19 protein-coding genes are annotated in these 21,314 nt (G+C 63.2%); 17 read left to right on the top strand and 2 right to left on the bottom strand.

The genetic code is table 11. The annotated features are described in order from the left end of the window. The first annotated feature begins 111 nt into the window (after window positions 1-111). The 5 genes from FJ972_RS26995 (at window position 112) to FJ972_RS26975 (ending at window position 5,996) form a co-directional block, all read left to right on the top strand. On the top strand, window positions 112-657 hold the full coding sequence (locus tag FJ972_RS26995; protein ID WP_181165438.1) for a TRAP transporter small permease: 546 nt from the start codon (window positions 112-114) through the stop codon (window positions 655-657). Further along, the gene (locus FJ972_RS26990) at window positions 654-1,931 is read left to right on the top strand and encodes a TRAP transporter large permease (protein WP_140500983.1); all 1,278 of its coding nucleotides are present in this window, start codon (window positions 654-656) and stop codon (window positions 1,929-1,931) included. The genes FJ972_RS26995 and FJ972_RS26990 overlap by 4 nt, the downstream gene beginning before the upstream one ends. A gap of 381 nt (window positions 1,932-2,312) precedes the next feature. Next, window positions 2,313-4,457 carry a type II secretion system secretin GspD gene (gspD, locus tag FJ972_RS26985; RefSeq protein ID WP_224519202.1) on the top strand — a complete coding sequence of 715 codons (2,145 nt, stop codon included), beginning with the start codon at window positions 2,313-2,315 and terminating at the stop codon, window positions 4,455-4,457. Next, the gene (locus FJ972_RS26980) at window positions 4,454-5,014 is read left to right on the top strand and encodes a prepilin peptidase (protein ID WP_140525788.1); all 561 of its coding nucleotides are present in this window, start codon (window positions 4,454-4,456) and stop codon (window positions 5,012-5,014) included. The genes gspD and FJ972_RS26980 overlap by 4 nt, the downstream gene beginning before the upstream one ends. Before the next feature lie 103 nt (window positions 5,015-5,117). Further along, on the top strand, window positions 5,118-5,996 hold the full coding sequence (locus FJ972_RS26975) for a type II secretion system protein GspK (RefSeq protein WP_181173513.1): 879 nt from the start codon (window positions 5,118-5,120) through the stop codon (window positions 5,994-5,996). Window positions 5,997-6,081: 85 nt separating this feature from the next. Here the strand turns inward: FJ972_RS26975 and FJ972_RS26970 are convergent, their stop codons facing one another. Then, on the bottom strand, window positions 6,082-6,828 hold the full coding sequence (locus FJ972_RS26970) for an SDR family oxidoreductase (protein WP_140525786.1): 747 nt from the start codon (window positions 6,826-6,828) through the stop codon (window positions 6,082-6,084). A gap of 40 nt (window positions 6,829-6,868) precedes the next feature. Then, window positions 6,869-7,996 (bottom strand): iron-containing alcohol dehydrogenase, encoded by a 1,128-nt coding sequence (locus FJ972_RS26965; protein WP_181173516.1) that lies wholly within the window; start codon window positions 7,994-7,996, stop codon window positions 6,869-6,871. A gap of 301 nt (window positions 7,997-8,297) precedes the next feature. Between FJ972_RS26965 and FJ972_RS26960 the strand changes: the two genes are divergently transcribed. From FJ972_RS26960 to FJ972_RS26905, 12 genes are all read left to right on the top strand, one after another. After that, entirely contained in the window at window positions 8,298-8,495 is a 198-nt protein-coding gene (locus FJ972_RS26960; RefSeq protein WP_140646492.1) for a hypothetical protein, read from the top strand. Then, window positions 8,468-9,412 (top strand): 2-hydroxyacid dehydrogenase, encoded by a 945-nt coding sequence (locus tag FJ972_RS26955; protein ID WP_224519200.1) that lies wholly within the window; start codon window positions 8,468-8,470, stop codon window positions 9,410-9,412. Before FJ972_RS26960 ends, FJ972_RS26955 begins: the two co-directional genes overlap by 28 nt. Before the next feature lie 262 nt (window positions 9,413-9,674). Continuing rightward, on the top strand, window positions 9,675-10,646 hold the full coding sequence (locus FJ972_RS26950) for a cupin domain-containing protein (protein ID WP_140500993.1): 972 nt from the start codon (window positions 9,675-9,677) through the stop codon (window positions 10,644-10,646). Between the two features lie 306 nt (window positions 10,647-10,952). Then, window positions 10,953-11,951, top strand: a complete 999-nt coding sequence (locus tag FJ972_RS26945) for a TRAP transporter substrate-binding protein (RefSeq protein ID WP_140525785.1) — start codon at window positions 10,953-10,955, stop codon at window positions 11,949-11,951. A gap of 222 nt (window positions 11,952-12,173) precedes the next feature. Further along, entirely contained in the window at window positions 12,174-14,339 is a 2,166-nt protein-coding gene (locus tag FJ972_RS26940; protein WP_140525784.1) for a beta strand repeat-containing protein, read from the top strand. A 75-nt stretch (window positions 14,340-14,414) separates the two neighbouring features. Beyond that, complete coding sequence (locus FJ972_RS26935; RefSeq protein WP_140525783.1) at window positions 14,415-16,595, top strand: beta strand repeat-containing protein; 2,181 nt, start codon at window positions 14,415-14,417, stop codon at window positions 16,593-16,595. 181 nt (window positions 16,596-16,776) lie between these two features. Further along, window positions 16,777-17,358: a curli assembly protein CsgF gene (locus FJ972_RS26930; RefSeq protein WP_210239494.1), complete on the top strand. Its 582-nt coding sequence runs from the start codon at window positions 16,777-16,779 to the stop codon at window positions 17,356-17,358. 56 nt (window positions 17,359-17,414) lie between these two features. Beyond that, window positions 17,415-18,611, top strand: coding sequence for a CsgG/HfaB family protein (locus FJ972_RS26925; protein ID WP_181173514.1), 1,197 nt, complete (start codon window positions 17,415-17,417; stop codon window positions 18,609-18,611). Between the two features lie 267 nt (window positions 18,612-18,878). Then, window positions 18,879-19,373 carry a hypothetical protein gene (locus FJ972_RS26920; protein ID WP_181165453.1) on the top strand — a complete coding sequence of 165 codons (495 nt, stop codon included), beginning with the start codon at window positions 18,879-18,881 and terminating at the stop codon, window positions 19,371-19,373. Between the two features lie 26 nt (window positions 19,374-19,399). Continuing rightward, window positions 19,400-20,095, top strand: coding sequence for a hypothetical protein (locus tag FJ972_RS26915; RefSeq protein ID WP_140525781.1), 696 nt, complete (start codon window positions 19,400-19,402; stop codon window positions 20,093-20,095). A 2-nt stretch (window positions 20,096-20,097) separates the two neighbouring features. Continuing rightward, entirely contained in the window at window positions 20,098-20,475 is a 378-nt protein-coding gene (gene csgH, locus FJ972_RS26910) for a curli-like amyloid fiber formation chaperone CsgH (RefSeq protein WP_140501008.1), read from the top strand. A gap of 51 nt (window positions 20,476-20,526) precedes the next feature. Next, window positions 20,527-21,267 (top strand): AprI/Inh family metalloprotease inhibitor, encoded by a 741-nt coding sequence (locus tag FJ972_RS26905; protein WP_140525780.1) that lies wholly within the window; start codon window positions 20,527-20,529, stop codon window positions 21,265-21,267. Window positions 21,268-21,314: the final 47 nt, after the last annotated feature.

Genomic DNA, 21,314 nt, shown 5'->3' with positions numbered 1-21,314 from the left:
GGGTGTTTCTACCCCATCAGCATGCTGGAGGCTCCCTGCTCACGGTCTGCGGATTCTCGTCAGAGTGCCGCAAGGATCGATGCATGCGCGCACAACCTTTTGGGAGCAGTTATGACCACGCCGTTACAGTGGCTTTTCAAGGCTTTTGACGTCTTCGTCGTCGTCGGCATGGCCGTCATCAGCATCCTAATCTTTACAAATGTCGTGCTACGCTACGGCTTCAGCTCAGGCATTCCGTTTGCCGTTGAAGTCTCCCGTGTGGTCCTCGTCTGGATCATCTTTATGGGATCCGTGGTGGCCCTAGCCAAGGGCGCGCATCTCGGCGTCGACTCATTGGTGGTCCGGTTGCCTCGCAGGGCGCGCTTCGTCTGCTTTCTTGTTTCGTATGGCTTGATGCTTTGGTGCTGCTGGCTCCTGGCACAAGGCAGCTGGTCACTCACCGTGATCGAATGGGGCAACGTCCAAGCACTGTCGGGAATTCCCGTCGGGGCCATCTACGCCGCGGGTATTACCGCTGCCATCATGATGGCTCTGATCCTCCTTCTTGATCTGTGGCGCTCGCTGCGCGGCATCCTGCCCGCCCCGTGGTCGGGAGCAGAGATCGATGTGCCGCCACCGGCCGTGTCCCCCGCGCTAGTTTCGGAGAAAACACCGTGAGCGGCTTGGTCTTCATAGGTTCACTCCTCGGTGCAATGGGCATCGGGATTCCAATCGCCTTCGCCCTGATGCTGTCGGGCGTCGCGATGATGATGCTGATGGGAAATCTGGATGCACAGATTCTGGCGCAGAGGCTGGTCAATGGCGCTGACAGCTATCCGCTGATGGCGATCCCGTTCTTTCTCATTGCCGGCGAGCTCATGAACGCCGGCGGCCTCTCCCGCCGCATCGTGAACGTGGCCCTGGCGCTCTTCGGTCACATACGTGGCGGCCTCGGTTACGTGGTCATCGGCACGGGCTTGCTGATGGCCAGCCTCTCCGGATCGGCAATCGCGGATACGGCGACGCTTGCCGTCATGCTGATCCCTCTTATGCGCGATGCGGGCTACAGCATGAGTCGCGCCTCGGGCTTGATGGCGGCGACGGGCATCATTGCCCCCGTGATCCCGCCCTCTGTCGGATTCATCATCCTGGGCGTCACCGCAAACATTTCCATCGTCGGCTTATTCCTCGCCGGAATCGTGCCAGGGATCCTGATGGGGCTGAGCCTAGTGGTGACTTGGTGGATCGTCTCCAGAAAGGAAACGTCGGCGGTCCAGCCCAAACTCCCGCGCAGGGACATCCCGAAAGCCATTCTGACCGCCGGTTGGGCGTTGATGCTGCCGGTGATTATCCTGGTCGGACTGCGGTTCGGCATCTTCACCCCCACGGAGGCCGGCGTCGTTGCAGCCTTCTATGCACTGTTCGTGGGGCTGGTTGTTTATCGGGAGCTGACGCCGCGGCTGCTCTTTGACGCGCTGCTCGACGCCGGTCGAATGACGGCAGTAATCATGCTGCTGGTGGCAGCCTCCGTGGTCACCGGCTTCATGATGACGATCGCCAGTCTGCCCGCCCAGCTCGTTACTCTCCTCAGTCCTTTCATCGATATGCCGATCCTGCTGATGGCCATGATCGTTCTGGCGATCTTTGTCATCGGCATGGTGCTCGATTTCGCACCTTCGATCACCATACTGGTACCCATCCTCATGCCGCTCGTAACGGCGGCCGGGATCGACCCGATCTATTTTGGGGTCATGTTCATCATGACCGCCGCGGTCGGCATGATTACGCCCCCTGTCGGAACTGTCCTCAACACGGTGTGCGGAATCAGCAAAGTTTCAATGGGGTCGGCCCTGAGAGGTGTGTGGCCTTTCCTTCTGGCCGAGATGGTCCTCATCGTGCTGCTGGTTCTGTTCCCGGCATTGGTGACCGTGCCAGCGGGCTGGTTCCATTGAGAATCCCAACCGTGGAGGAGTTAGGCTGAACATTCGACGATGGCTTTGCCGCCCATGCGAGCAGGGCCTCAACGACGACGTCGGCGGGGCCCTGACGCGGGAGGAGTTGCAGCCGCTGGCGCAGGTCCATGTCGAATCGCGGCATAAGTTCGAGTTCTTCACCTACCTCGGGCTGACCGAGGTCGACGAGGTGTACGGTGTCCAAGCGGGAAGCAGAAAGCGTGCCTTGTGGTTTTCAAGCGTCATAGAACGGTACTTTCCCGAGGCGCCGGGCGTAGGCTTGGGTTGGGTGTGTAGGTGAGCGTAGGTCGGCAAGGCAGTGCCCCAAATGCCTGTTCCGTGTGGGTTCGCAGAGGCGCGGCGGCCTGCCTCTTGGCGGTAGTGGCCGCGTGTACCTCCACTGGTGATTATCTTGGAGACGTTGCCGCGCGGCCGGATGCCCTGGACAAGGTCGCGAACGCAGATTTGAGTGCGCGCAAACCTTCCGGCGGCGGTTTTCTGTCGAGGCTCGGCTTCGGCCGCACGCAGAACAACCGGCAGGGTGAAGTATACTACGGATACCAACAGCAGCTGACTGCCGGCGAGCGCAAGTCGCTCGAGCGGCTGAGCGGCGAAAAGTTCGAGGTCAACCTCGAGGAGGCCGAGATCAAAGTCGCGGCCCGCACGGTGCTGGGCGAGGTGCTGGGGATCAGCTACTCGCTCGACCCCAGAATCGCGGGCAAGGTATCGATCACGACGTCGAAGCCTACGCCGGCCGCGGAAATCCTCACCATGTTCGAGTCCGCGCTGCACAGCAGCGGCGTGGCCATGATGCGCGAAAGCGACCGTCTGCGGCTGATACCTGCGAACGAAGCGTTCGGAGCCGCCCAACTCGATCCGGGCACCACCATCCAGCCTGGCTACGCCGTCACGGTGTTTCCCCTGAAAAACGTTTCCGCCAGCACGATCCTGCCGCTGCTCGAAAACTTCGTCGCCCGTCCCGGCATGGTGCGCGAGGATCCCAGCCGCAACGCGCTGATCTTCCAGGGGACGGCGGCGGAGCGGACTGCGGCGATCGAAGCAGCGCGCTCTTTCGACCAGGACTGGCTGGCCGACCAGTCAGTCGGCATTTTCCCTGTCAACAATTCCAGCGCGGCCACCATGATGCCCGAGCTGACCCGCGTGCTCGACATCGGGGAGGGCGGTCGCGGACGCAACACGATCAGGGTCGAGCCGATCGAGCGCAGCAATGCGATTCTGGTGGTGGCGAAGACGCGCAACCAGTTGCAGCGCGCGGCGAGCTGGATCGAGCGGCTCGACCGGATCGACGCGTCTGCCTCCAATTTGCGGGTGTACAAGGTCCAGCACCTGGAGCCACGGCGCCTTGCATCGATGGTCAACGAAATATTCAACGGCGCCCCGGCATCGTCGGCTTCAGAAGACCCGGCCTCGCAGTTTCCGCCCGGCTCGCAGGCTGACGGCCAGAATCAGGGCGCAAACGGTTCGCAGGCGGCCACTGCGACGCCGGATCAGCGCATGGCGGATAGCCTGCCGGCCCCCGCTGGCGAAACCGACCAGCCTATCCCGGGCGGTGGTGGGTCGCAAAGCGGCGTGCGCATCGCCGCGAACCCCGAAAACAACACCATTCTCATCTACGGGCGGCCCGACCAGCAACGGCTGATCGAACAGGCGATCACCGCACTCGACCGGCCGCAAGAGCAGGTCGCTATCGAAGCGACGATAGCCGAGGTCACCCTGACCAACGAGCTGCGCTATGGCGTGCAGTTCTTCCTGAAATCCAATGATATCGGCGTGGGCGGCAACCACGGATCGGTCGGTCTGTTCCAGGAAGCCAGCAAGGCCGTGCTGTCGCGAACGCTTCCGGGCTTCAACCTGCTGCTTGGCCCCGACACCGAGCCGCGCGTTGTCATCGATGCGCTGCGCGGCGTTACCGAGGTCAAGGTGCTTTCCTCGCCCTCGGTAGTGGTGCTCGACAACAAACCCGCCTTGCTGCAGGTCGGTGATGAAATACCGATCGTCACCCGCACCGCGCAGTCCGTCACCGATCCCGAAGCGCCGGTCGTCAACAACGTCGAGTTCCGCGATACCGGCGTGATCCTGAAGGTTCTGCCCCGGATCACCGGGAACGGCACGATCAGCCTCGTCATCGAACAGGAGATCAGCTCGGTCCAGCGCAGCCAGGCCCAGTCCCTGACGCCGACCATATCGCAACGAAAGGTCAGCTCGACCGTATCGGTCACCAGCGGCCAGACCGTGATGCTCGGCGGACTGATCAGCGAACGCCAGCAGCGCGGCCGCGACGGTGTGCCGGTGCTTGGCGATCTGCCCGTCATCGGCGACGCCTTCCGGAGCAACCAGAACTCCGCGACGCGGACGGAGCTGATCATCCTGATCCGGCCTCAGGTCATGAAGGACGGCATGGATGCGCAACATGTGGCGGAGGAGATGCGGTCGCAATTGCGGCTGATGAACGAGCCATCCAGAAACGTGCCGCTTCGGCGGCCGGCCAAGACGATGATCGAATGAAGATTCTGAGGGCGCGGCGTCGGTCTACCGCCGCCGTCGCAGTCGCGCTCGCCGCCGCTACCGTGCCGGCTGTCATGGGAAGCCCCGCATTCGTCGTCGCTTCGGCGCTTGCGCTATGCCTTCTGGCCGCGGCAATCGCGGTCCATGATCTTGCGTCTTTGCTCATTCCTGACCGCTACACGGCCGGCATCTTGGTCGTCGCGCTCGCCGACTGGTGGTTCGAGGCGAACGATTTCGCCGCGCTGGCCTGGCGCATCGGGCCGGGGGGCGCCCTGATGCTCCTGCTGTGTCTGTTCGACGTTACGTATGGGAGGCTGCGCGGCCGCGACGGCATAGGCTTCGGCGACATCAAGCTGATCGGTGTATCCACCGTCTTGGCCGGGCTGGCCGGCGTCGGCGCCCAGATCCTGCTTGCTTCGGTCGCGGCTTTCATCTTCAGCGTCATCCGCGCGGTTCGCTTGCGCCGCCCGCTCCGTGCCGCGGCGCGCGTTCCGTTCGGAACGTTCCTCGCGCCGGCACTGGTCATCATCTGGGCGTGGCTGCCCGCCGCATGGTGACCACATTGCTTGAGCCGGGGAGCGAAGTCTTGATTTCGACGGGATCGTGGCGTCACCTTTGGTGGCGAAGCATGGGGCCGAAATGGGCCTTGCGGCAGTGGGCATGAGCTCGGCAACGAGCCGGCGGGGTGCAATCCTCGTCAGCGTCCTGTGGATCATGATTTTTCTGGGATTCCTTGCCGTCATACTTCGCGTGCAGATGACCGGGGTCGTGGCCAGTGTGCGCGTCACGGAGGACAAGGCGTCGGCGCGCATTCTGGCTGAAGCCGGGCTGTCGCAGGCCGCGGCCGAGATCCGCGCCGGCCCGCCCGACGGTGTAGTCACGCTGAGCGATCAGATATTGTCCACGATCACCCTGCCGGCCGGGGTCGCTTCCATCTCTGCGAGAAATGAAGCGTTGCGGATCGATCTCAACACCGCCGAGCGGCCGCTGATCGTTGGCGCGTTGCGAGCCGCCGGCGCCGCTCCCGGAACCGCGGAGGATCTGGCGACAAAGATCATCGACCACCGCGCCCGGCCGACTCCGCCGAACGGACAGCCGGCCGGTTCCGCTCCGCAGCAGGCTGGAAACGACACAAAGCTGTTTCAGACGGTCTCCGAATTGGCCGCCTTCCCGGGAATAACGCCCGACATGGCCATCGCCATCGAACCCTATGTCACCGTCTCCTCCGGATTGGCCGGCGTTCGCCTGGAAGCGCTCGATGATGGACTGCTGGGCGACATTCCTGGCCTGCCGCCGTCGGTGCGAAAGGCGATCAAGGATTTCCACGCCGGCCGTCTGTCGCGCGAGCAACTCGATCAGTCGCTGGCGGGGGTGACCTTCAACACGCTGAAACCGGCACCGAGCTGGCGCGTCGATCTCAGGACGACCCTGCGGTCCGGCTACAGCGAATCTTTCGAGGCATTGATACTTGTATCGAACGCGGACGAGGCACCTTACAGAGTGCTTGACTGGCGTCGCGCGGCAATTGAGCTGGAATGAATGCCCGTGGATGGGGCGCGACCGGTCTCAGCAGGAGTGCCAGGCCAGCCTGGCACTCCCAGCGGAATATCCCGACCGCGGAGCATCAGAGCCCCCCGGACACCGTGATCAGGGTGCCTGTCATGAACCCCGCGCCAGGAGACGCAAGCATCAGGGCCGCGCGCGCGATGTCTTCAGGCTCCGCGATGCGCCCCATGGGGGTTGCCGCCGCAATCCTCGCTGGTCGCTCGGGGTTTCCGCCTTGTGTGTGTATCCGCGTGTTGGTGGTCCCAACACGTATGGCATTCACACGGATGCCCTCCGGCGCCAGTTCTTTCCCCGCGCCGATGGAGATGGATTCCACTGCACCCTTGCTTGCGGCATAATGCACATATTCGTTCGGGCTGCCGAGGAAGGCGGCGAGCGAAGACATGTTGATAATCGTCCCGCCTCTGCCGCCCTTGCGGTTGGACATGCGTTTCGCGGCCTCCTGTATACAGTACATGACGGCGAAGACGTTGGTCCTGAAGGTGTTTTCCAGCACCGCGGGCTGCAACTCATCGATTCTGCAGGCTTTCCCAATGATCCCGGCATTATTGACCAGGCAGGTCACTCGCCCCAGTGCATCGTCGCAGGCACTGAACAGGGCCTCGATGTCCTCCCTCTTGCCCACGTCTCCCTGTACCGCGATGGCGCGGGCGCCTGCGGCGTTGCAGTGCTCAACGACTTCGGATGCAGCGGCAGCATCCGAAAGATAGTTTATGCAAACATCGTAGCCTTCAACGGCGAACAGCCGCGCCGTTGCGGCACCGATGCCGTGGCTTGCGCCCGTTACGATCACGATCGGTCTCACGGAATTACCTCCTCGCTCCTCCTTTGAGGGCATTCGCAGCCTAGAAAACGGTCTCAAGGATCGCGGCGTAGTCTTCCTTGGTCAGCGAACGTGGATTTGTGGGATGGCTGTGGTCTGCAATGGCTCGCTCACACACCCAATCGATGACGTGCCGGGGAACCCCCAGTTCGGACAATCTGGGCGTAATGCCAAGACTACGGTTCAACGCGTCCAGTGCATCTGCGAGCGTTGTATGTTCAAGTCCCGCCAGGCGCTCGAGGTAGTCGACCTTCTGAGCCACGGCTTCAACTTCCACGTTCCACCGAAGGACGGTCGGCATCAGGATGGCGTTGAGCGTCCCATGATGGAGCTTAGCCTCCTTGAGACCGCCCAATGCATGGCTAAGCGCATGGACGGCGCCAAGCCCCTTCTGAAACGTCATGCCCCCTTCGAGGGCACCCATCATGAGTTCGGTCCGCGCCTCCGCGTTCGCGCCGTCTGCGTAAGCGACAGGCAAAGCCTTCCAGATCCGTTGGAAGCCGTCGGTGGCAATTGCCTCGGCAGGCGGATTATAGCGGGGGGAAAGGTACGTCTCGATACAATGCGACAGTGCGTCGAGCCCTGTCGAGGCCGTCAGAGCCGGGGGGAGCCCCATCGTCAACCCCGGGTCACAGATCGCCCTGCGCGGGATGAGGTGCGGGCTGATAAATCCGAGCTTCCGGCCGTCATCCAGTGTGATCAGTGCCGCGCGTCCAACTTCGGACCCCGTACCCGCCGTTGTCGGGATGGCCACAAGCGGCGCTACCGCGCCGGTGATGCGTGCCAGCCCGCCCAGGATCGCTGCATAACGCTCAAGTTCACCATCGTGCGTGGCAAGCAGCGCCACGCCCTTTGCCAGGTCGATCGGAGAGCCTCCGCCAATCGCCACTACCCCATCGCAGCCGCCTCGCCTGTATAGCGCGAGACCGGCAGCAACTGCGCTCTCAGTCGGGTTGGAGGGAACGTCCAGGAAGATCGGCGCTGTTCTCAGGAACTCGAATACCGGACGCTCAAGCAAACCAGCGGATTTGATGCCGTGATCGCTGATCACCAAAGGGCGGGACACGCCGAGTTCGCCCAAAATTTCTGCCAGTGACTCGGCCGCTCCAAGCCCGAAATTGATATTTGTAAGGTAGTTTATGTTGTTCACGCTGCCACTCTCCTTGACATTCCGCACATGCATCGCTGCAGCCACCGCCTGGCATTCGGCACATTCGTGCAGCCGGTGAATGCGAACGCGCGACCTTTTTGGAATCGCTTCGTCCATAATATGGACAATATGCCCAAGCATTGGGTGGAACTGCACACTTGTCAAGCTCCCCCTTTTGGTTGCGGCGTTCCCGCCGCCTTGACAAAGAGGTCGCGGGCCCCTATCAAAGTTTTGGGCAGGTTGACCACATTATGGTCACATCGATGGCGACCTTGGAGGACGTGGTACAGGAACCGCTGACATGCCGATTGCGCTGGAGAAACTGGCCAGCCGCCGCGAACTCGAAGCCAAAATCAAGTCCGCGGCTCACTATCGGCGCATTGCGCAATCCAAAGGCCTCCCGTGCGAAAACCCTGATTCACCTGCGGCCATTCGTGCCGGCAGTGACACCCCGAACCGGAAGGAAAGCCTTTGTCGAAACCCGCCGCCACCGTGTTGATACCAGGCTGGATGCACGAGCATGCCCGCTGCATGCTCGGAACGCATTTCAGCCTGGTCGAAACCCCTGACTGTGACATTCACGCCCGTTTGTCCCCGGAGGTGCGGGCGTCAATTCGTGGCGTGGCCTGTCGCGCCAGAATCGATCGGCAGTTCATAGACGCCCTTCCCAACCTTGAGATCATCGCCAGCTACGGCGTTGGCTACGACGCGGTGGATGCTGCCTACGCACGAAGCAAGAATATCGTCGTCACGAACACCCCTGATGTCCTGAACGAGGAGGTCGCCGATCTCACGTTGGGGCTCCTTATCAGCGTCGTGCGTGAGATACCCAGGGCGGCAGCCTTCGTTCGCGGGGGCCACTGGAAAGCATCGGACTACCCGCTTAGCCGTCTGACACTGCGGAACCGCAGGGTCGGCATCTACGGAATGGGGCGGATCGGTCGCTGCATCGCCCGACGAGTTGAAGCGTTTGGGCTTCCTGTTGCCTATCACAGCCGGCGCCCGGCGGAGGGGGTCGCGTATGATTACTTTCCTTCACTGCTGGAACTTGCCAGTGCCGTCGATGTGCTCATCTCCATCGTGCCGGGCGACCCGTCGACCGCAAACAGCGTGAATGCCGAGGTGCTGTCCGCCCTCGGGCCCGAGGGCGTGTTCATCAATGTAGGCCGCGGAACCGTCGTGGACGAGGATGCACTGATCGGCGCCCTGCGCACAGGAGCCATTGCGGCGGCCGGCCTCGACGTGCTCGCGGATGAACCCAATGTCTCCGAAGACCTGCTGGCGCTCGATAACCTGACGATCCTGCCGCATATCGGGTCCGCGTCGGTCAGTACGCGCACCGCAATGGCGGACCTCGTGGCCCAGAACGTGATCGCCTGGTTCCAGAGTGGAGCGGCGATCACACCCGTACCCTAGACAGCCTCCGATCAGCCGCCGAGGCCTCCTGCACTGTCAGCGGACGTTATGATCCATGCACGTTAACCCAACAGGCAAGCATCCGATCGACAGGCCCTGAAGCGCCGCGGTGAGGCGTTGACAACCCATTAATAGTCTGCCCAATATGCATTGTTGGACATCGCGTCCACATTGTGGATTTTTCTGATCGGTCGATGCTTGGGGTTTCGGTCAGATTCGCGGTGTCACCATCGGTCAAGCAGAAAACGGAGGAGTGACTCTCATGAACCTATGGAAAGGCGGATTGGCCGTGGTGGCCGCGCTGGCGATCGGGGCGGTATCGTCCACCGCGGCGCTCGCACAGACGGTGTTCACCTGGACGCCAAAGCCGGTGGCGCTGGCACCATACAAGGCCCCGAACAAGCCACACACGACGATAGCCGACGTGCGCGCCAAGATTTCTCCCGCCAATCAGTCCAAGACTTGGCACCAGGAGATCGTCAGCGACGCGCACCTGCGGGCTTCATGGGTTCAGTTGGCGGTCGGTGATCAGTCGCCGGCCATGTTCATATCGGATACCCGCGCGGCCTTCATTGTCTGGGAAGGTTCGGTCGAGTTCACGATCGGGAGCGAGGCGCCGTTTACGGCCACCAAAGGCTTTATGGTCCAGGTTCCCGCGCGTACGCAGTTCCAGATGAAGAACGTCGGCGCGGTGCCGTCCTTGCACTTCGAGGTCTTCACCGCGGACGCCAAGATCACTTACCCGCAGGCGGCGGCAACCTTGCCTAAGCCGCAGCCGGGGATGACCTGGGCGTTGACGCGACAGGATCCGGGTGCAGAAGCCCTTGGGACGGGCAATTCTACTTTCAGGGATTTCCTTGCTTCGCCCTCGGGCGGCGCGTTCGTAACCGCCCCTGGCTTGTTCGTTAACGCCATCCGCGGCCAGGCGTTCAACTGCAATATGCAGTCCCCCACGGCGCTCGGACACAGGCACATCAACTATGGTGAATTCTGGTTCATCATGGAAGGTCAGATCCAATACAACCTCGAAGGCCTGCCGGGCTTCGTCTCGGAGGCCGGCGACATTGTCTATGTCCCGGCCGGCCGGTGGCACTCGGCGGCGAACTATTGTCCGGGGAGTGACACGCGGATTGCCATCAATCCCTTCCCGACCGGTACGCATAACTGGCCGCCGACTGCCAGCCAGCCCAACCCACCGATGCCCCCGATCTCGGGCAAGGGATGGCTTGATTGATGTTGCCGGTGGCCCGTCCTCATCGTGAGGGCGGGCCGTTGGTCTGACCTGACTTTGGCGCGGGGGAGCATCGGCCGGGGTGTATTCGCGGGGGCGCGTTCATCGTGGCCGTAGAATTGATCACACCGCCCGTCGGAGGCTCGTCGGCGCCGTAGCAGAAGCGGCGTACCGTCCGCTTCAGCAGCCAGGGACGCCATATCGTTAGTCTTGGCCGAATAGGCCATTCTCGTACCGCCGGTCCTGTTCCTTAGTGGTTGCAGTTCCTGCATTCTGGTTCCTTTGAACCAATTCTTGGGAGGTTGAACTATGAAGAAAGTATTGTTTCTGACTGCGGCGCTGCTGGGAGGGCTCTTGGCCGCCGCTCCGGCCATGGCTCAGAACCCGCGCCTGGGCTACGTGCCTACGGAAGACCATCCGGTCGGACAGGCTTCGCGCTATTTTGCGAAGCTGGTGGAAGAGAAGACGGGCGGGCGCATCAAGATCGACACGTTCGGAAATGGCGTGCTCGGCAGCGAGCCCGAGATGCAGGCGTCGGTTCAGGCCGGCTTCATCGATATCATGGTTGGCCCCACGCCCAACCTGGTCGGCGTCGTTCCGCAATTCATGATCTACGATCTTCCGTTTTTCTACAAGGACTTCGCCGCGGTCGATGCCGTCATGGACGGCGCGGTCGGCGAGCAGCTGTTTGCACAGCTGAAGGAAAAGACCGGCATCGTCGGTCTGGCGTGGTGGGACAACGGCTTCCGCCACATGACCAACAAGGTTCGTCCCGTCAAAACGGTGGACGATATGGCAGGGATCAACATCCGCGTCATACCCAACCCGTTGTTCATTGCGACCTGGACGGCTTTGGGAACCAATCCGACGCCGCTTCCTTGGCCTGAGCTGTACAGCGCGCTCGAAAATGGCGCCGTCGATGCCCAGGAGACGCCGTACGCTCTTATCTACACCGCAAGGTTCTATGAGGTGCAGAAGTATCTGACCAAGACGGGCCATGTCTATACGCCGTTTGTTCTTCTCGCGAGCCAGAAATGGTTTGGAAGCCTCTCCGAGGAGGACAAGGCAGCCGTCATGGAAGCTGCGAAGGAATCGGCAGCCTTCCAACGGGATCTTTCTCGCAAGGAGGCAGGGAAATTGGAGGCGGAGCTCGCGGCGAAGGGCTTCGAGATTTCCCAACCCACGCCTGAAGCGCTCGCAGCCATGACCGAACGCGTTGCGCCTGTCGTGAAAGAGTACAGCGAAAAGATCGGCGTCGATCTGGTCGAGCAGGCGCGCGCCGCTATGGCGGCAGTTGCCAAGCCATAGAGGTCTTATGGCGCCGGAGCCAGGTTCGCCTGCTCCGGCGTCCATTTGCAGAAGCATCGTGCGTCCGAGTCAGTTTGAAGCCGCAAGCAGTGTGCGCGGCTTACGACACGTCGCAGACGCCAAGGTTCAACAAATTGACGATGCCCCCGCGCTCCAATCCGGCTTCCGGCATCCGGCGCGACCGGCATCGATATCTCTCACCTCTAGTTGGGGACAATCAAAATGAAGAAGACGGCACTACTCTCATCCAAACGTTTCGCTTCGACACTTCTGGCCGCGACGGCGATGGCGCTGGTGTCTGCGCCGGCCTGGGCCGACGACAACTTCGCTAACGTCTCGCAGACGGGCAGCGGCAACACTGGCATGGTGGTCCAGGGTCCCGGCGACGAGAACGAAGTCGGCACCGCGACGGACGCGGCCAGCCAGAACGGCTCGGGTAACAACCTCGATGTCGGGCAGGCCGGCAACCGCAACCAGGTGGGTACCCGCGGCACCGGCCTCGACCAGACAGGCGACGGCAATGTGCTGGTCATCGACCAGCTTTCCGACGGCAACCGCGTCAACCAGATCAACCAGAGCAGCGCAAGCGGCTCGGGGAGGCTCAACAGCGCGACCGTCACCCAGCAGACCGCTTCGGGCGAGCCTGTGGATGGGCTCTCCACCGTCACCGGCATCGCACAGACGCATGTCTCGGGTGCTGCCAACACTGTGGCGATCACCCAGACCAGCGAAGGCGCCGGCGGCAACATCATCGGCACCGGCAACGCTGACTCCGTCAGCGGCGGAGTCACGCAGACCGGCGGCGGCAACGACGCCAACCTGAGCCAGACCGGGGCAGGCAACCGCATCGGCGCCTCGGTCCAAGACGGTCAGGGCAATGCGACGGCCATGAGCCAGGATGGCGACGGCAACGCGATCGACGGATCGCAGGTCGGCGATGGCAACACCGCGGACGCGTCGCAGGTCGGCAACTCGAACGGCACGACCGGCTTCGGCACCTTCGTCACCACCTCGTCCTCGGTGACGCAGGGCCTGATCAAGCAGGAAGGCAACGGCAACAGCCTGCTGCTCGACATTCTTGGTGACGGCAACCAGTTCGGCATCGACCAGTCCGGCTCGGGGAACGACGCGGTGGCTCGGGCGACCGGCAACGCCAACGAGTTCGCGGTGGGCCAGACGGGCGACGCGAATATCGGTCGGATCGCGATCGGAGACCGGGACGGCGCCAGCGACGAGAACCTGGTGGTCCTGAACCAGGACACCGGCTCCTCGTTCGGCAATGAAGCCGAGATCCTGGTCGACGGAAACGGCAACACGGTGTCGGTCGATCAGCTCGGCGCGACCGGCTACAATGATGCGGGCGTCGACATCCAGGGCGACGACAACGACGTGGCTGTCGACCAGAACGGCAGCAATCAGGGCGACGTGTACGTCGTAGGAAACGCCAACGACGCAACGCTGGACCAGGACGGAGCCGTCAACAGCGCGCTGCTCGAGATCATCGGGCACGACAACGAGTTCGACGGTGACCAGTCCGGCGATTACAACGAGGCGACGGCGCGGGCGACCGGCAACGCCAACGACGTCACGATGAGCCAGACAGGAGGCACCAATATCGGCCAGATCCTGATCGGCGACCGGAACGGGGGCAGCGACGACAATGTCATGGCTCTGAACCAGGACAGCGGCGCCTCGCTCGGCAATCAAGCCGAGATTCTCGTCGATGGAAACACCAACACGATTTCCGTCGACCAGCTCGGCGTGACCAGTCTCGATTACGGCAACAACGTGCTCGTCGATGTCTTCGGCGACACGAACCAGGTGACGGTCGACCAGGTCGGCAGGAACGAGGGCTTGGTGTCGGTGGTCGGAAACCTCAACACCGCATCGCTCGACCAGACCGCCGACTTCAACAACGGGCAGATCGAGATCCTCGGAGACAGCAACGAGCTGGCCGTGGTCCAGTCCGGCACGTTGAACGATGCACTGGCTCTGGCGACCGGCAATGGCAACGAAGCGCTGATCAGCCAGATTGGCAGCTTCAACACGGCCCTCATCACCTTCCAGGGTGACACGAACGGCGCCAACGGCTTGACTGGCGTTGCGGGAGCTCTGGCCGGCAGTTCGGGCGGCCTCCTCGTGGCGGGCAGAGCTCTTCAGGACTCGTCCTCGGCCCTGACGGGGAACAGCCTGACCTATGAGGCCATCGGCAATCTGAACCAGTTCGCCTTTGCTCAGATCGGTGGCGGCAACTCCATCACCGGCCTCGTCGGCAACGCCGGCGCATCCAATGGAAACCAGGTCGCCGTGTTGCAGAACGGGTCGAACAACGTGACGTCGTTCACCCAGAACGGTGGCGGCTCGAACAGCCTCTCAGTCTCGCAGTAAGCACTATCGGCCGGGCGGGAAGCCGCCCGGCCGACGTCTTCGAGCAACATTCAACCGCGTGACAGGGGTTACACGATGACATTCAAGCTGACACTTGCGACCACCACGGCGGTCGGACTTCTCATGGGGGCGGCACTCGCAGGCGAGAACGAGGCCTATATCGACCAGGTCGGCGACGGTAACTCGGCCTCCATCGTCCAGGGCCAGTCGAACGGTTCAGCCGTCGGCAACAGAGCCGGACATACGACGCAGCGAATCCGGCAGGACGGCACCGACAACGAGCTGATCATCAACCAGACGCATGACTCGAACGTGAACAGCCCGCCGCGCAACCAGATCAACCGGGCAGGAGCGCCGGGCGACCAGGCGGGTCTTGGCATCGACCAGATCGGAAACTCCAACTATCTGCGAATCGATCAGACGGGTGCCAACCAGGCCGTCTTCGAGGTGCAGCAGAATGGCGGCACGTCTGCGACGACCTCTTCCAACAACGCAACGATCACCCAGAACGGCGGCTGGTCGGCACGCGTCTCCAACTTGCGGCAGACCTTCACCGGCGGCGCCGCGGACGGTTCCAACGACGTCACCATCACCCAGACCGGCCAGTCTTCGCGCGTGGGCAACACCAGCAGCGGCCCGCGCAATGACGGCAGTGGCGCGCACCAGACCGGCTTCGGCAACCAGCTGACCGTCAACCAGACTGGCAATTCCCAGCTCGTCTACACGGCGACGCAGATCAACAGCGCCTCGAGCGGCGGCACGAACGTCGGGTCGGTGACCCAGGGCGGCGGCAATGGCAACCAGATTCGCGAGCTGAGCCAGACCAACACCGGCGCCCTGGACAACACCGCGAGGCTGACCTTCTCGGGTGCCGGCAACGGGGTGACGTCCGGCGTCTTCACCGGGGTGGCGCTGGGCGTGGGGATCTCCCAGTCGCGCATTCGCCAGACCGGGGAAGGCAACGACCTGAGCTATGTCGCGACCGGCGACGGCAACCTGTTCGGCTTCGTCCAGGACGGGCTGGGTAACCGGATCGTCGGCACTGTGGACGGAAGTGCCAATCAGGTCGCGGTATCGCAGGAAGGCGACGTCAACAGCGCCGAACTCGAGATCCGCGGAGACAGCAACCAGTTCGGCATTGCCCAGATTGGCGAGGCAAACGAGGCGCTGGCGTTTGCGAACGGCAACTCCAACGAACTTACACTGAGCCAGATCGGAATCGCCAATCTCGGCGAGGTCCTGATCGGATCCCGGACCGCCGGCAGCAGCGACGACAATGCGGTGGTCCTGAACCAGGACAGCCTCGCTTCGTTCGGCAATGTCGGCGAGATCGACGTCGACGGGAACGCCAACACGATTTCGCTCGACCAGCTGGGCGTGATCGGCAGCAACTACGGGACCGTCGACATTCTCGGCGACGAGAACGCCGTGGCGGTGGACCAGGACGGCAGCAATACGGGCGAGGTGTTCGTCACCGGAAACCTCAACGTCGTTTCGCTCGACCAGGAAGCCATCTCCTCCTTCGGTAATGAAGCCGGGATCCGCGTCGATGGAAACAGCAACAACCTTGTCGTCGATCAACTCGGCGCGGCCGGCTCCAACGAAGCGACAGTCGACATCCAGGGCGACCAGAACGACGTGGCGGTCGACCAGGAGGGCAGCAATACGGGCGGGATGGTCGTCACCGGAAACCTCAACGGCGCAACGCTCGCCCAGGACGGCGCCATCAACAGCGCGCTCATCGAGATCTACGGGGACGGCAACCAGTTCGACGTCGATCAGGACGGCACCTTCAACGACGCGGTGGCGCTGGCGAACGGCAATGCCAACGAGGTCACGCTGAGTCAGACAGGAGACGTGAATACCGGCTCTGTCGACATCTTCGGCGACCAGAACGATGTAGCGATCGACCAGAACGGCAGCTTCAATACGGTCAGCATGACCTTCCAGGGGGACTCGAACGGCAGTGGCAGCCTGACCGGCGCCGCGGGATTGCTGGTCAGCACGTCTGGCGGTCAACTCGTGGCGGGCAGGGCGCTTCAGGACTCGTCCTCGGCGCTGTCGGGCAACAGCCTGACCTATGACGTCGTCGGCAATCTGAACGAGTTCGCCTTCGCCCAGATCGGCGGCGGCAACACGATCGACGGGTCGGTCATGGGAACCGGCAACGAGGTCGCGATCGTCCAGGCGGGGAACAGCAACTATGCATCGTTCAGCCAGATCGGCAGCTCAAACAGCATCGGCGTCTCGCAGTAGGGTTGCCAGGCCGCCCCGCCAGCACGTCCCGTAAAAGCGCAGTGAGGCCGGGCGCAGGCGTAATAGCGATCCTGTCATGTACGTGGGGGAAAGCGGCAGGGTGGCGGAAACGGTGCCTGGAAGTGTTTGCAAGAAACGCCGTTATGGCGGTTTTCATTCGCAAGGTGTTGGGGGAGATGAGATGATGAAGACTGCTTGTGCGGCGCTTCTGACCGCTGGCGTTGTTCTGGCTGCCGCGGGCGGTTCGGTCGCTCAGGATATGGTCTACACTCCGGTCAACCCCTCCTTCGGCGGCAGCCCGCTGAATTCGTCTCACCTGCTCGGCCTCGCCAACGCCCAGCGTACGGCCACGGCCCGCACGCCAGGCCCGGGCACGGATTCGACGGATCCGAGCGATCCGGGCTCCACCGACGCGGACCTCTTTATCCGCCAGCTCCAGAGCCGCCTGCTTTCGGGGCTCGCGAGTCAGGTTACCGAGGCGATCTTCGGTGACAATCCCCAGGACTCGGGTACGGTCCGTTTCGGTGAGACGACCGTCACCTTCGAGCGGACCGTCGATTCGATCCGGCTGATCATCACTGACCCGACCGGCGTCACCGAGATCGTGGTGCCCCTGCTGGTCGCGACAAACAACACCGTGAATTCCCTCATGCAGGGCGCTGGTGGCCTGGAGTCGGGCAACGCTCTGTCCGGCGGATTGAACACCGGCGCCCTGAGCGGCGACCTGACGTCGAGCACGTCGCTCAGCCCGGGGCTCAATTGATTTCGATGCGGGATGGATCAGTGCGAGTGCGGGCAGCGGCCTCACGGGAGGCCGACATGCCGAAAAGCCGGCGCTTTGGGACAAAGATCGCAAGGGTCGCCGTCGTAGGCGCACTCGTGTCAGTGCTTGGCGGATGCCAGGCGGTGCCGACCGAAGGCGTTCTGCAGCCTGTTTATACGCCTGTGACGAAGCAGAGCCACAGCCTGCGCACCATCCCGGCCCCTTCGAAGCGAATTACCGTCGCCGTCTACGATTTCCCCGATCTCACCGGCCAGTACAAGGAACGCGAGAACGTCCAGACCCTGTCGCGGGCTGTCACCCAGGGCGGTGCGCCCATGCTGATCAAGGCCTTGCAGGATGCTGGCGAGAAGCGCTGGTTCACTGTGCTCGACCGTGCCCGCCTTGACGACCTGCTCAAGGAACGGCAGATCGTCACCGAGATGCGGCGGCTCTACCGCAACGAGCAGCGTATCGACGCGCGGGTCCTGCCGCCGCTCGATCACGCGGGCATCATCCTCCAGGGCGGAATCACCGGTTACGACACCAACACCATGACGGGCGGCATCGGCGCGCGCTACCTGGGCATCGGCGGCGATGTGAAGTGGCAGCAGGACACTGTGACCGTCACTTTGCGGGCCGTTTCGACGAACACGGGCGAGGTGCTGTCCAGCGTGGCGGTCCACAAGATGATCGCCTCCTACGCGCTGCAGGGCGGTGCATTCCGCTATGTCGCCCTGGACAAGATCCTCGAGGCTGAGGCGGGCGTCACCCAGAACGAGCCCAAGCAGATCGCCGTGCAGCAGGCCATCGAGAAGGCGGTGATGGGTATGATCATCGAGGGCGCCGAACTCGGTGTCTGGTCGTTCGAGGACCGGGATGCAGGACGCGAGCTGATAGCCGACTACCGCAACGAGAAGTATGGCACCAAGCTGACCGCGGCCGCTGAAATCGTGCCGCCGCCCAAGACACGCAACGCCGCGGACGTCGTCGAGACGACAGCCGCATGGCCGCGCGCGGCGGCTGCGCCGCGACGCACGACTCCGGCTCTGGCGGCTCCGCCGCCGGGCGCGCCCGTCCCCGCGGCTCCGCCTCCCGCAGCGCCGGACGAAACCGTCGGCTCGCTTGAGCCGGGCGTGGCCGTTCCCGAGGCTTCGCCTGCGGTCGCCGGCGCGGCGACGGCGCCAAACCCTGCCGCGACTCCGAAGGCGGCCCGGCAACGTGACTATGTGGCCTCGATAGCGCCGGTGCGTTGACGATGCTCATGGGCCCTCTCAATCCGTTCTCCAACGCAAAGGGCGGTGTGGCGCTTACCCTCCTGGCGTCGGTGCACGGCGACAGCAACCAGTTCGGTGGCGTGGCGCCTCAGGCTGGTTCTGGCAGAGCGCCGTCGTGCTCCAGCAATGACCTTGTCTTCGGTCGGACCGGAGAAAGCGACGTTGCTTCAACTTTGATCGATCCCGAGGCCCGAATATTAGGCAGCACTTGCGATGATCTCCCCACATTACGAGGGGACTGTAACAATGAATCTGCATTCTGTCTTTGTTGCGGGCGTCGTCTTGGCGTCGGCGCCTGCCCAGGCCGGCAACGAACTGGTTATCCTGGCCCAGCACGGGTTGTCCAATTCGCTCATGCTCGGCGTGAGCGGCAGCCTCAATGCGGTGTCCGTTCTTCAGGCCCACCACGGTCTCGGCGCGGCGAACGTGATCGACGTCAACATCGAGAGCGATTTCAACGGCGGCCCGCTTGGCCCGTCCTTCATCGGAGCGATCCTCTCGGCTGGCCTCACGCCCGGTTCGATCACACAGAGCGGATTCGACGACCACATCATCGCCAGCGTAACCGGCAGCTACAATCTCTTCGCTTTCGCGCAGGAGGGCAGCGGCGACCGGCTTACAGCCTCGATCTCGGGCATGGCAAATCAGGCAGCCGTCACCCAATCCGGAAGAAATAACGTCGTGGGATTTTCACAGTCCGGAAACGGCAATACGGTCAGCGTCTCGCAGACATCCTGGTGACGCAACACAGGGAGCTTGTTCGCATCATGCGCAAATCTACGGCTGTTCTGGCGAGCGCTCTCGTCTTATGTTCCTCTCCGGCCTTTGCTGGCGACAATAACGTCCTGAAGATCATCCAGACCAGCCCTCCTGGCGCGCTCGAGGGAAACGTCCTGTCGTCAGACCAGTCGCGCGCCACCGGTTCGCTTGTCGCCGGCCCGACGCAGCAGATGATCGATAACGCGCTCGGCGGCACGCTTGCTGTCGGCGACCTGTACCGGATGGACCAGGCGACTGCGCCGTCCGCGCTTCAGACAGGCCAGGGCAACACCGCAACGCTGACCATCGAAGGCGATGGTGGTCAGTTGTTTCTTCTCCAGGACAATTCGGCTGGCGGGACGTTGGGCAATTCGGCTCAGTTGAGCGCATTTGGAGCCGATTCCCTTGGCGCCGTCCTGCAGCTCGGCGATGGCAACGATGCATCGCTGACCGTAGGCGGTGGCGCAACCGGTCTGATCGTGCAGAACGGCAGCGGCAATGCCAACTCACTCACCGTGGGTTCTGGTGGCAGCGGCGAGATAGTTCAGAACGGCAACGGCAACACCTTCTCCACGTCCGTGGCGGCCAACACCGCCGTGACCATCACGCAGAACGGCAACAATCTTAGCCCGGTAGGCGTGACAGGCATGCAGGTGTTCTCGACGGCGCCGGGAACAGTTTCGATCACCCAGACCGGTTTCTAGCGATGCGCGGCGCGGCTGCACTCGTCGTGGGTCTTGCCGCCGCCTGCGGTGCAGGCGGCGCGGTGGCGCAGCACGGAGGCGCCGTCGCGGTCCCCTCCATCGCCATCGTGCCCACGGGCGCCGGGGTCCAGATCACTGCATCGGCCGTCGGCCTTGGCGTTGTGGAGATCGAGGGCTCGGTTGAGATCGACCGGACGGGCGGCTCGGGCACGATGACCACGCGCCAGAACCGCACACTGAGGCTCTCCGCCGGCCAATCCCAGGACATAGCCAGGACTGCGCTGTCTCTCGCCAAGGGCGACCACATCTCCATCAGGGTTGTTCTCCGGCAGGACGGCAGGGTCGTCGGCCAGGCCGAGGTTTCGGCGGGCGAGCCCTGAGGAAGTCGCTAGCTCCCTAATTTTCGACTTTCGCGCAGCGGAGAGGGCATCATGAAGGTTGCGAGATTTTTGACCGTCGTTCTGGCCGTGGCGGGCATGTCGTTCCCGGCCACGGTGGTACGGGCGCAGTCCGTGGACCAGTTCGTTCAGGCATTCAGCGGCACCTGGCAGCTCGTTGATGCGCGCTATTCCAACCTTCCCTCAACTTGCCACATGGCGCTGGGGTCGACAGCCGATGCGAACGGCCGCTTCGCCATTAAGGGGCTGGGCTGCCGCGGCGATGCCGCTCTGGTCAGTTCCTGGGGCGTGAGCGAGGGTCAGATGGCCCTGTTCGATGCGGCCGGAGCGGTGATCGCCCGTCTTGGCGGCAACCAGCGGCGGATCAGCGGCACCAGCGTATCGGGCGCTCCGCTGATCTTCGAGAAGGTCGGTGTTGCCGGAACGGCGGCCATGCTCAAGACTGCCAAGCGGGCCGGGGGCTGCTTCTATTCGGGCTTCACCGGCAAGTGCGCGGATGCGGCACAGGCCGCGCCTCCCGCGCCGGAAGGCGCCAGCGTCCAGGTCCTGGTTAACCTGAACGTCCGCGCCGAGGCGCGCGACGACGCCGAGGTGGTCGGCGTGGTTCCGTCGCAAACCTGCGTCACGACCGAACTGTGCATGACGGCGACCGACGGCGCCTGGTGCCGCGCCAAGTTCGGGGAGAGGACCGGATGGATGCGCAAGTTGGCCTTGCGCCAGAACCGCTGGGCCATCGTCACCTTCGACAACTCTTGCCCCAAGCAGGGCGGCTAACTCTCTATGAGGTCTTTCGGTACGCGGACGTGAACATAGTAGATGCC

It is taken from the genome of Mesorhizobium sp. B2-1-1 (assembly GCF_006442975.2).
Taxonomy (GTDB): domain Bacteria; phylum Pseudomonadota; class Alphaproteobacteria; order Rhizobiales; family Rhizobiaceae; genus Mesorhizobium.
This window is presented reverse-complemented; position numbering and strand designations above follow the sequence as displayed.

Excerpts from the sequence above, each read along its gene's own strand:
- FJ972_RS26975 (WP_181173513.1), top strand. The coding sequence starts at position 5,118 with ATGAGCTCGGCAACGAGCCGGCGGGGTGCAATCCTCGTCAGCGTCCTG.
- FJ972_RS26925 (WP_181173514.1), top strand. The coding sequence starts at position 17,415 with ATGCCGAAAAGCCGGCGCTTTGGGACAAAGATCGCAAGGGTCGCCGTC.
- FJ972_RS26935 (WP_140525783.1), top strand. The coding sequence starts at position 14,415 with ATGACATTCAAGCTGACACTTGCGACCACCACGGCGGTCGGACTTCTC.
- FJ972_RS26940 (WP_140525784.1), top strand. The coding sequence starts at position 12,174 with ATGAAGAAGACGGCACTACTCTCATCCAAACGTTTCGCTTCGACACTT.
- FJ972_RS26905 (WP_140525780.1), top strand. The coding sequence starts at position 20,527 with ATGAAGGTTGCGAGATTTTTGACCGTCGTTCTGGCCGTGGCGGGCATG.
- FJ972_RS26995 (WP_181165438.1), top strand. The coding sequence starts at position 112 with ATGACCACGCCGTTACAGTGGCTTTTCAAGGCTTTTGACGTCTTCGTC.
- FJ972_RS26915 (WP_140525781.1), top strand. The coding sequence starts at position 19,400 with ATGCGCAAATCTACGGCTGTTCTGGCGAGCGCTCTCGTCTTATGTTCC.
- FJ972_RS26960 (WP_140646492.1), top strand. The coding sequence starts at position 8,298 with ATGCCGATTGCGCTGGAGAAACTGGCCAGCCGCCGCGAACTCGAAGCC.
- csgH (WP_140501008.1), top strand. The coding sequence starts at position 20,098 with ATGCGCGGCGCGGCTGCACTCGTCGTGGGTCTTGCCGCCGCCTGCGGT.
- FJ972_RS26930 (WP_210239494.1), top strand. The coding sequence starts at position 16,777 with ATGATGAAGACTGCTTGTGCGGCGCTTCTGACCGCTGGCGTTGTTCTG.
- FJ972_RS26950 (WP_140500993.1), top strand. The coding sequence starts at position 9,675 with ATGAACCTATGGAAAGGCGGATTGGCCGTGGTGGCCGCGCTGGCGATC.
- FJ972_RS26945 (WP_140525785.1), top strand. The coding sequence starts at position 10,953 with ATGAAGAAAGTATTGTTTCTGACTGCGGCGCTGCTGGGAGGGCTCTTG.
- FJ972_RS26980 (WP_140525788.1), top strand. The coding sequence starts at position 4,454 with ATGAAGATTCTGAGGGCGCGGCGTCGGTCTACCGCCGCCGTCGCAGTC.
- FJ972_RS26920 (WP_181165453.1), top strand. The coding sequence starts at position 18,879 with ATGAATCTGCATTCTGTCTTTGTTGCGGGCGTCGTCTTGGCGTCGGCG.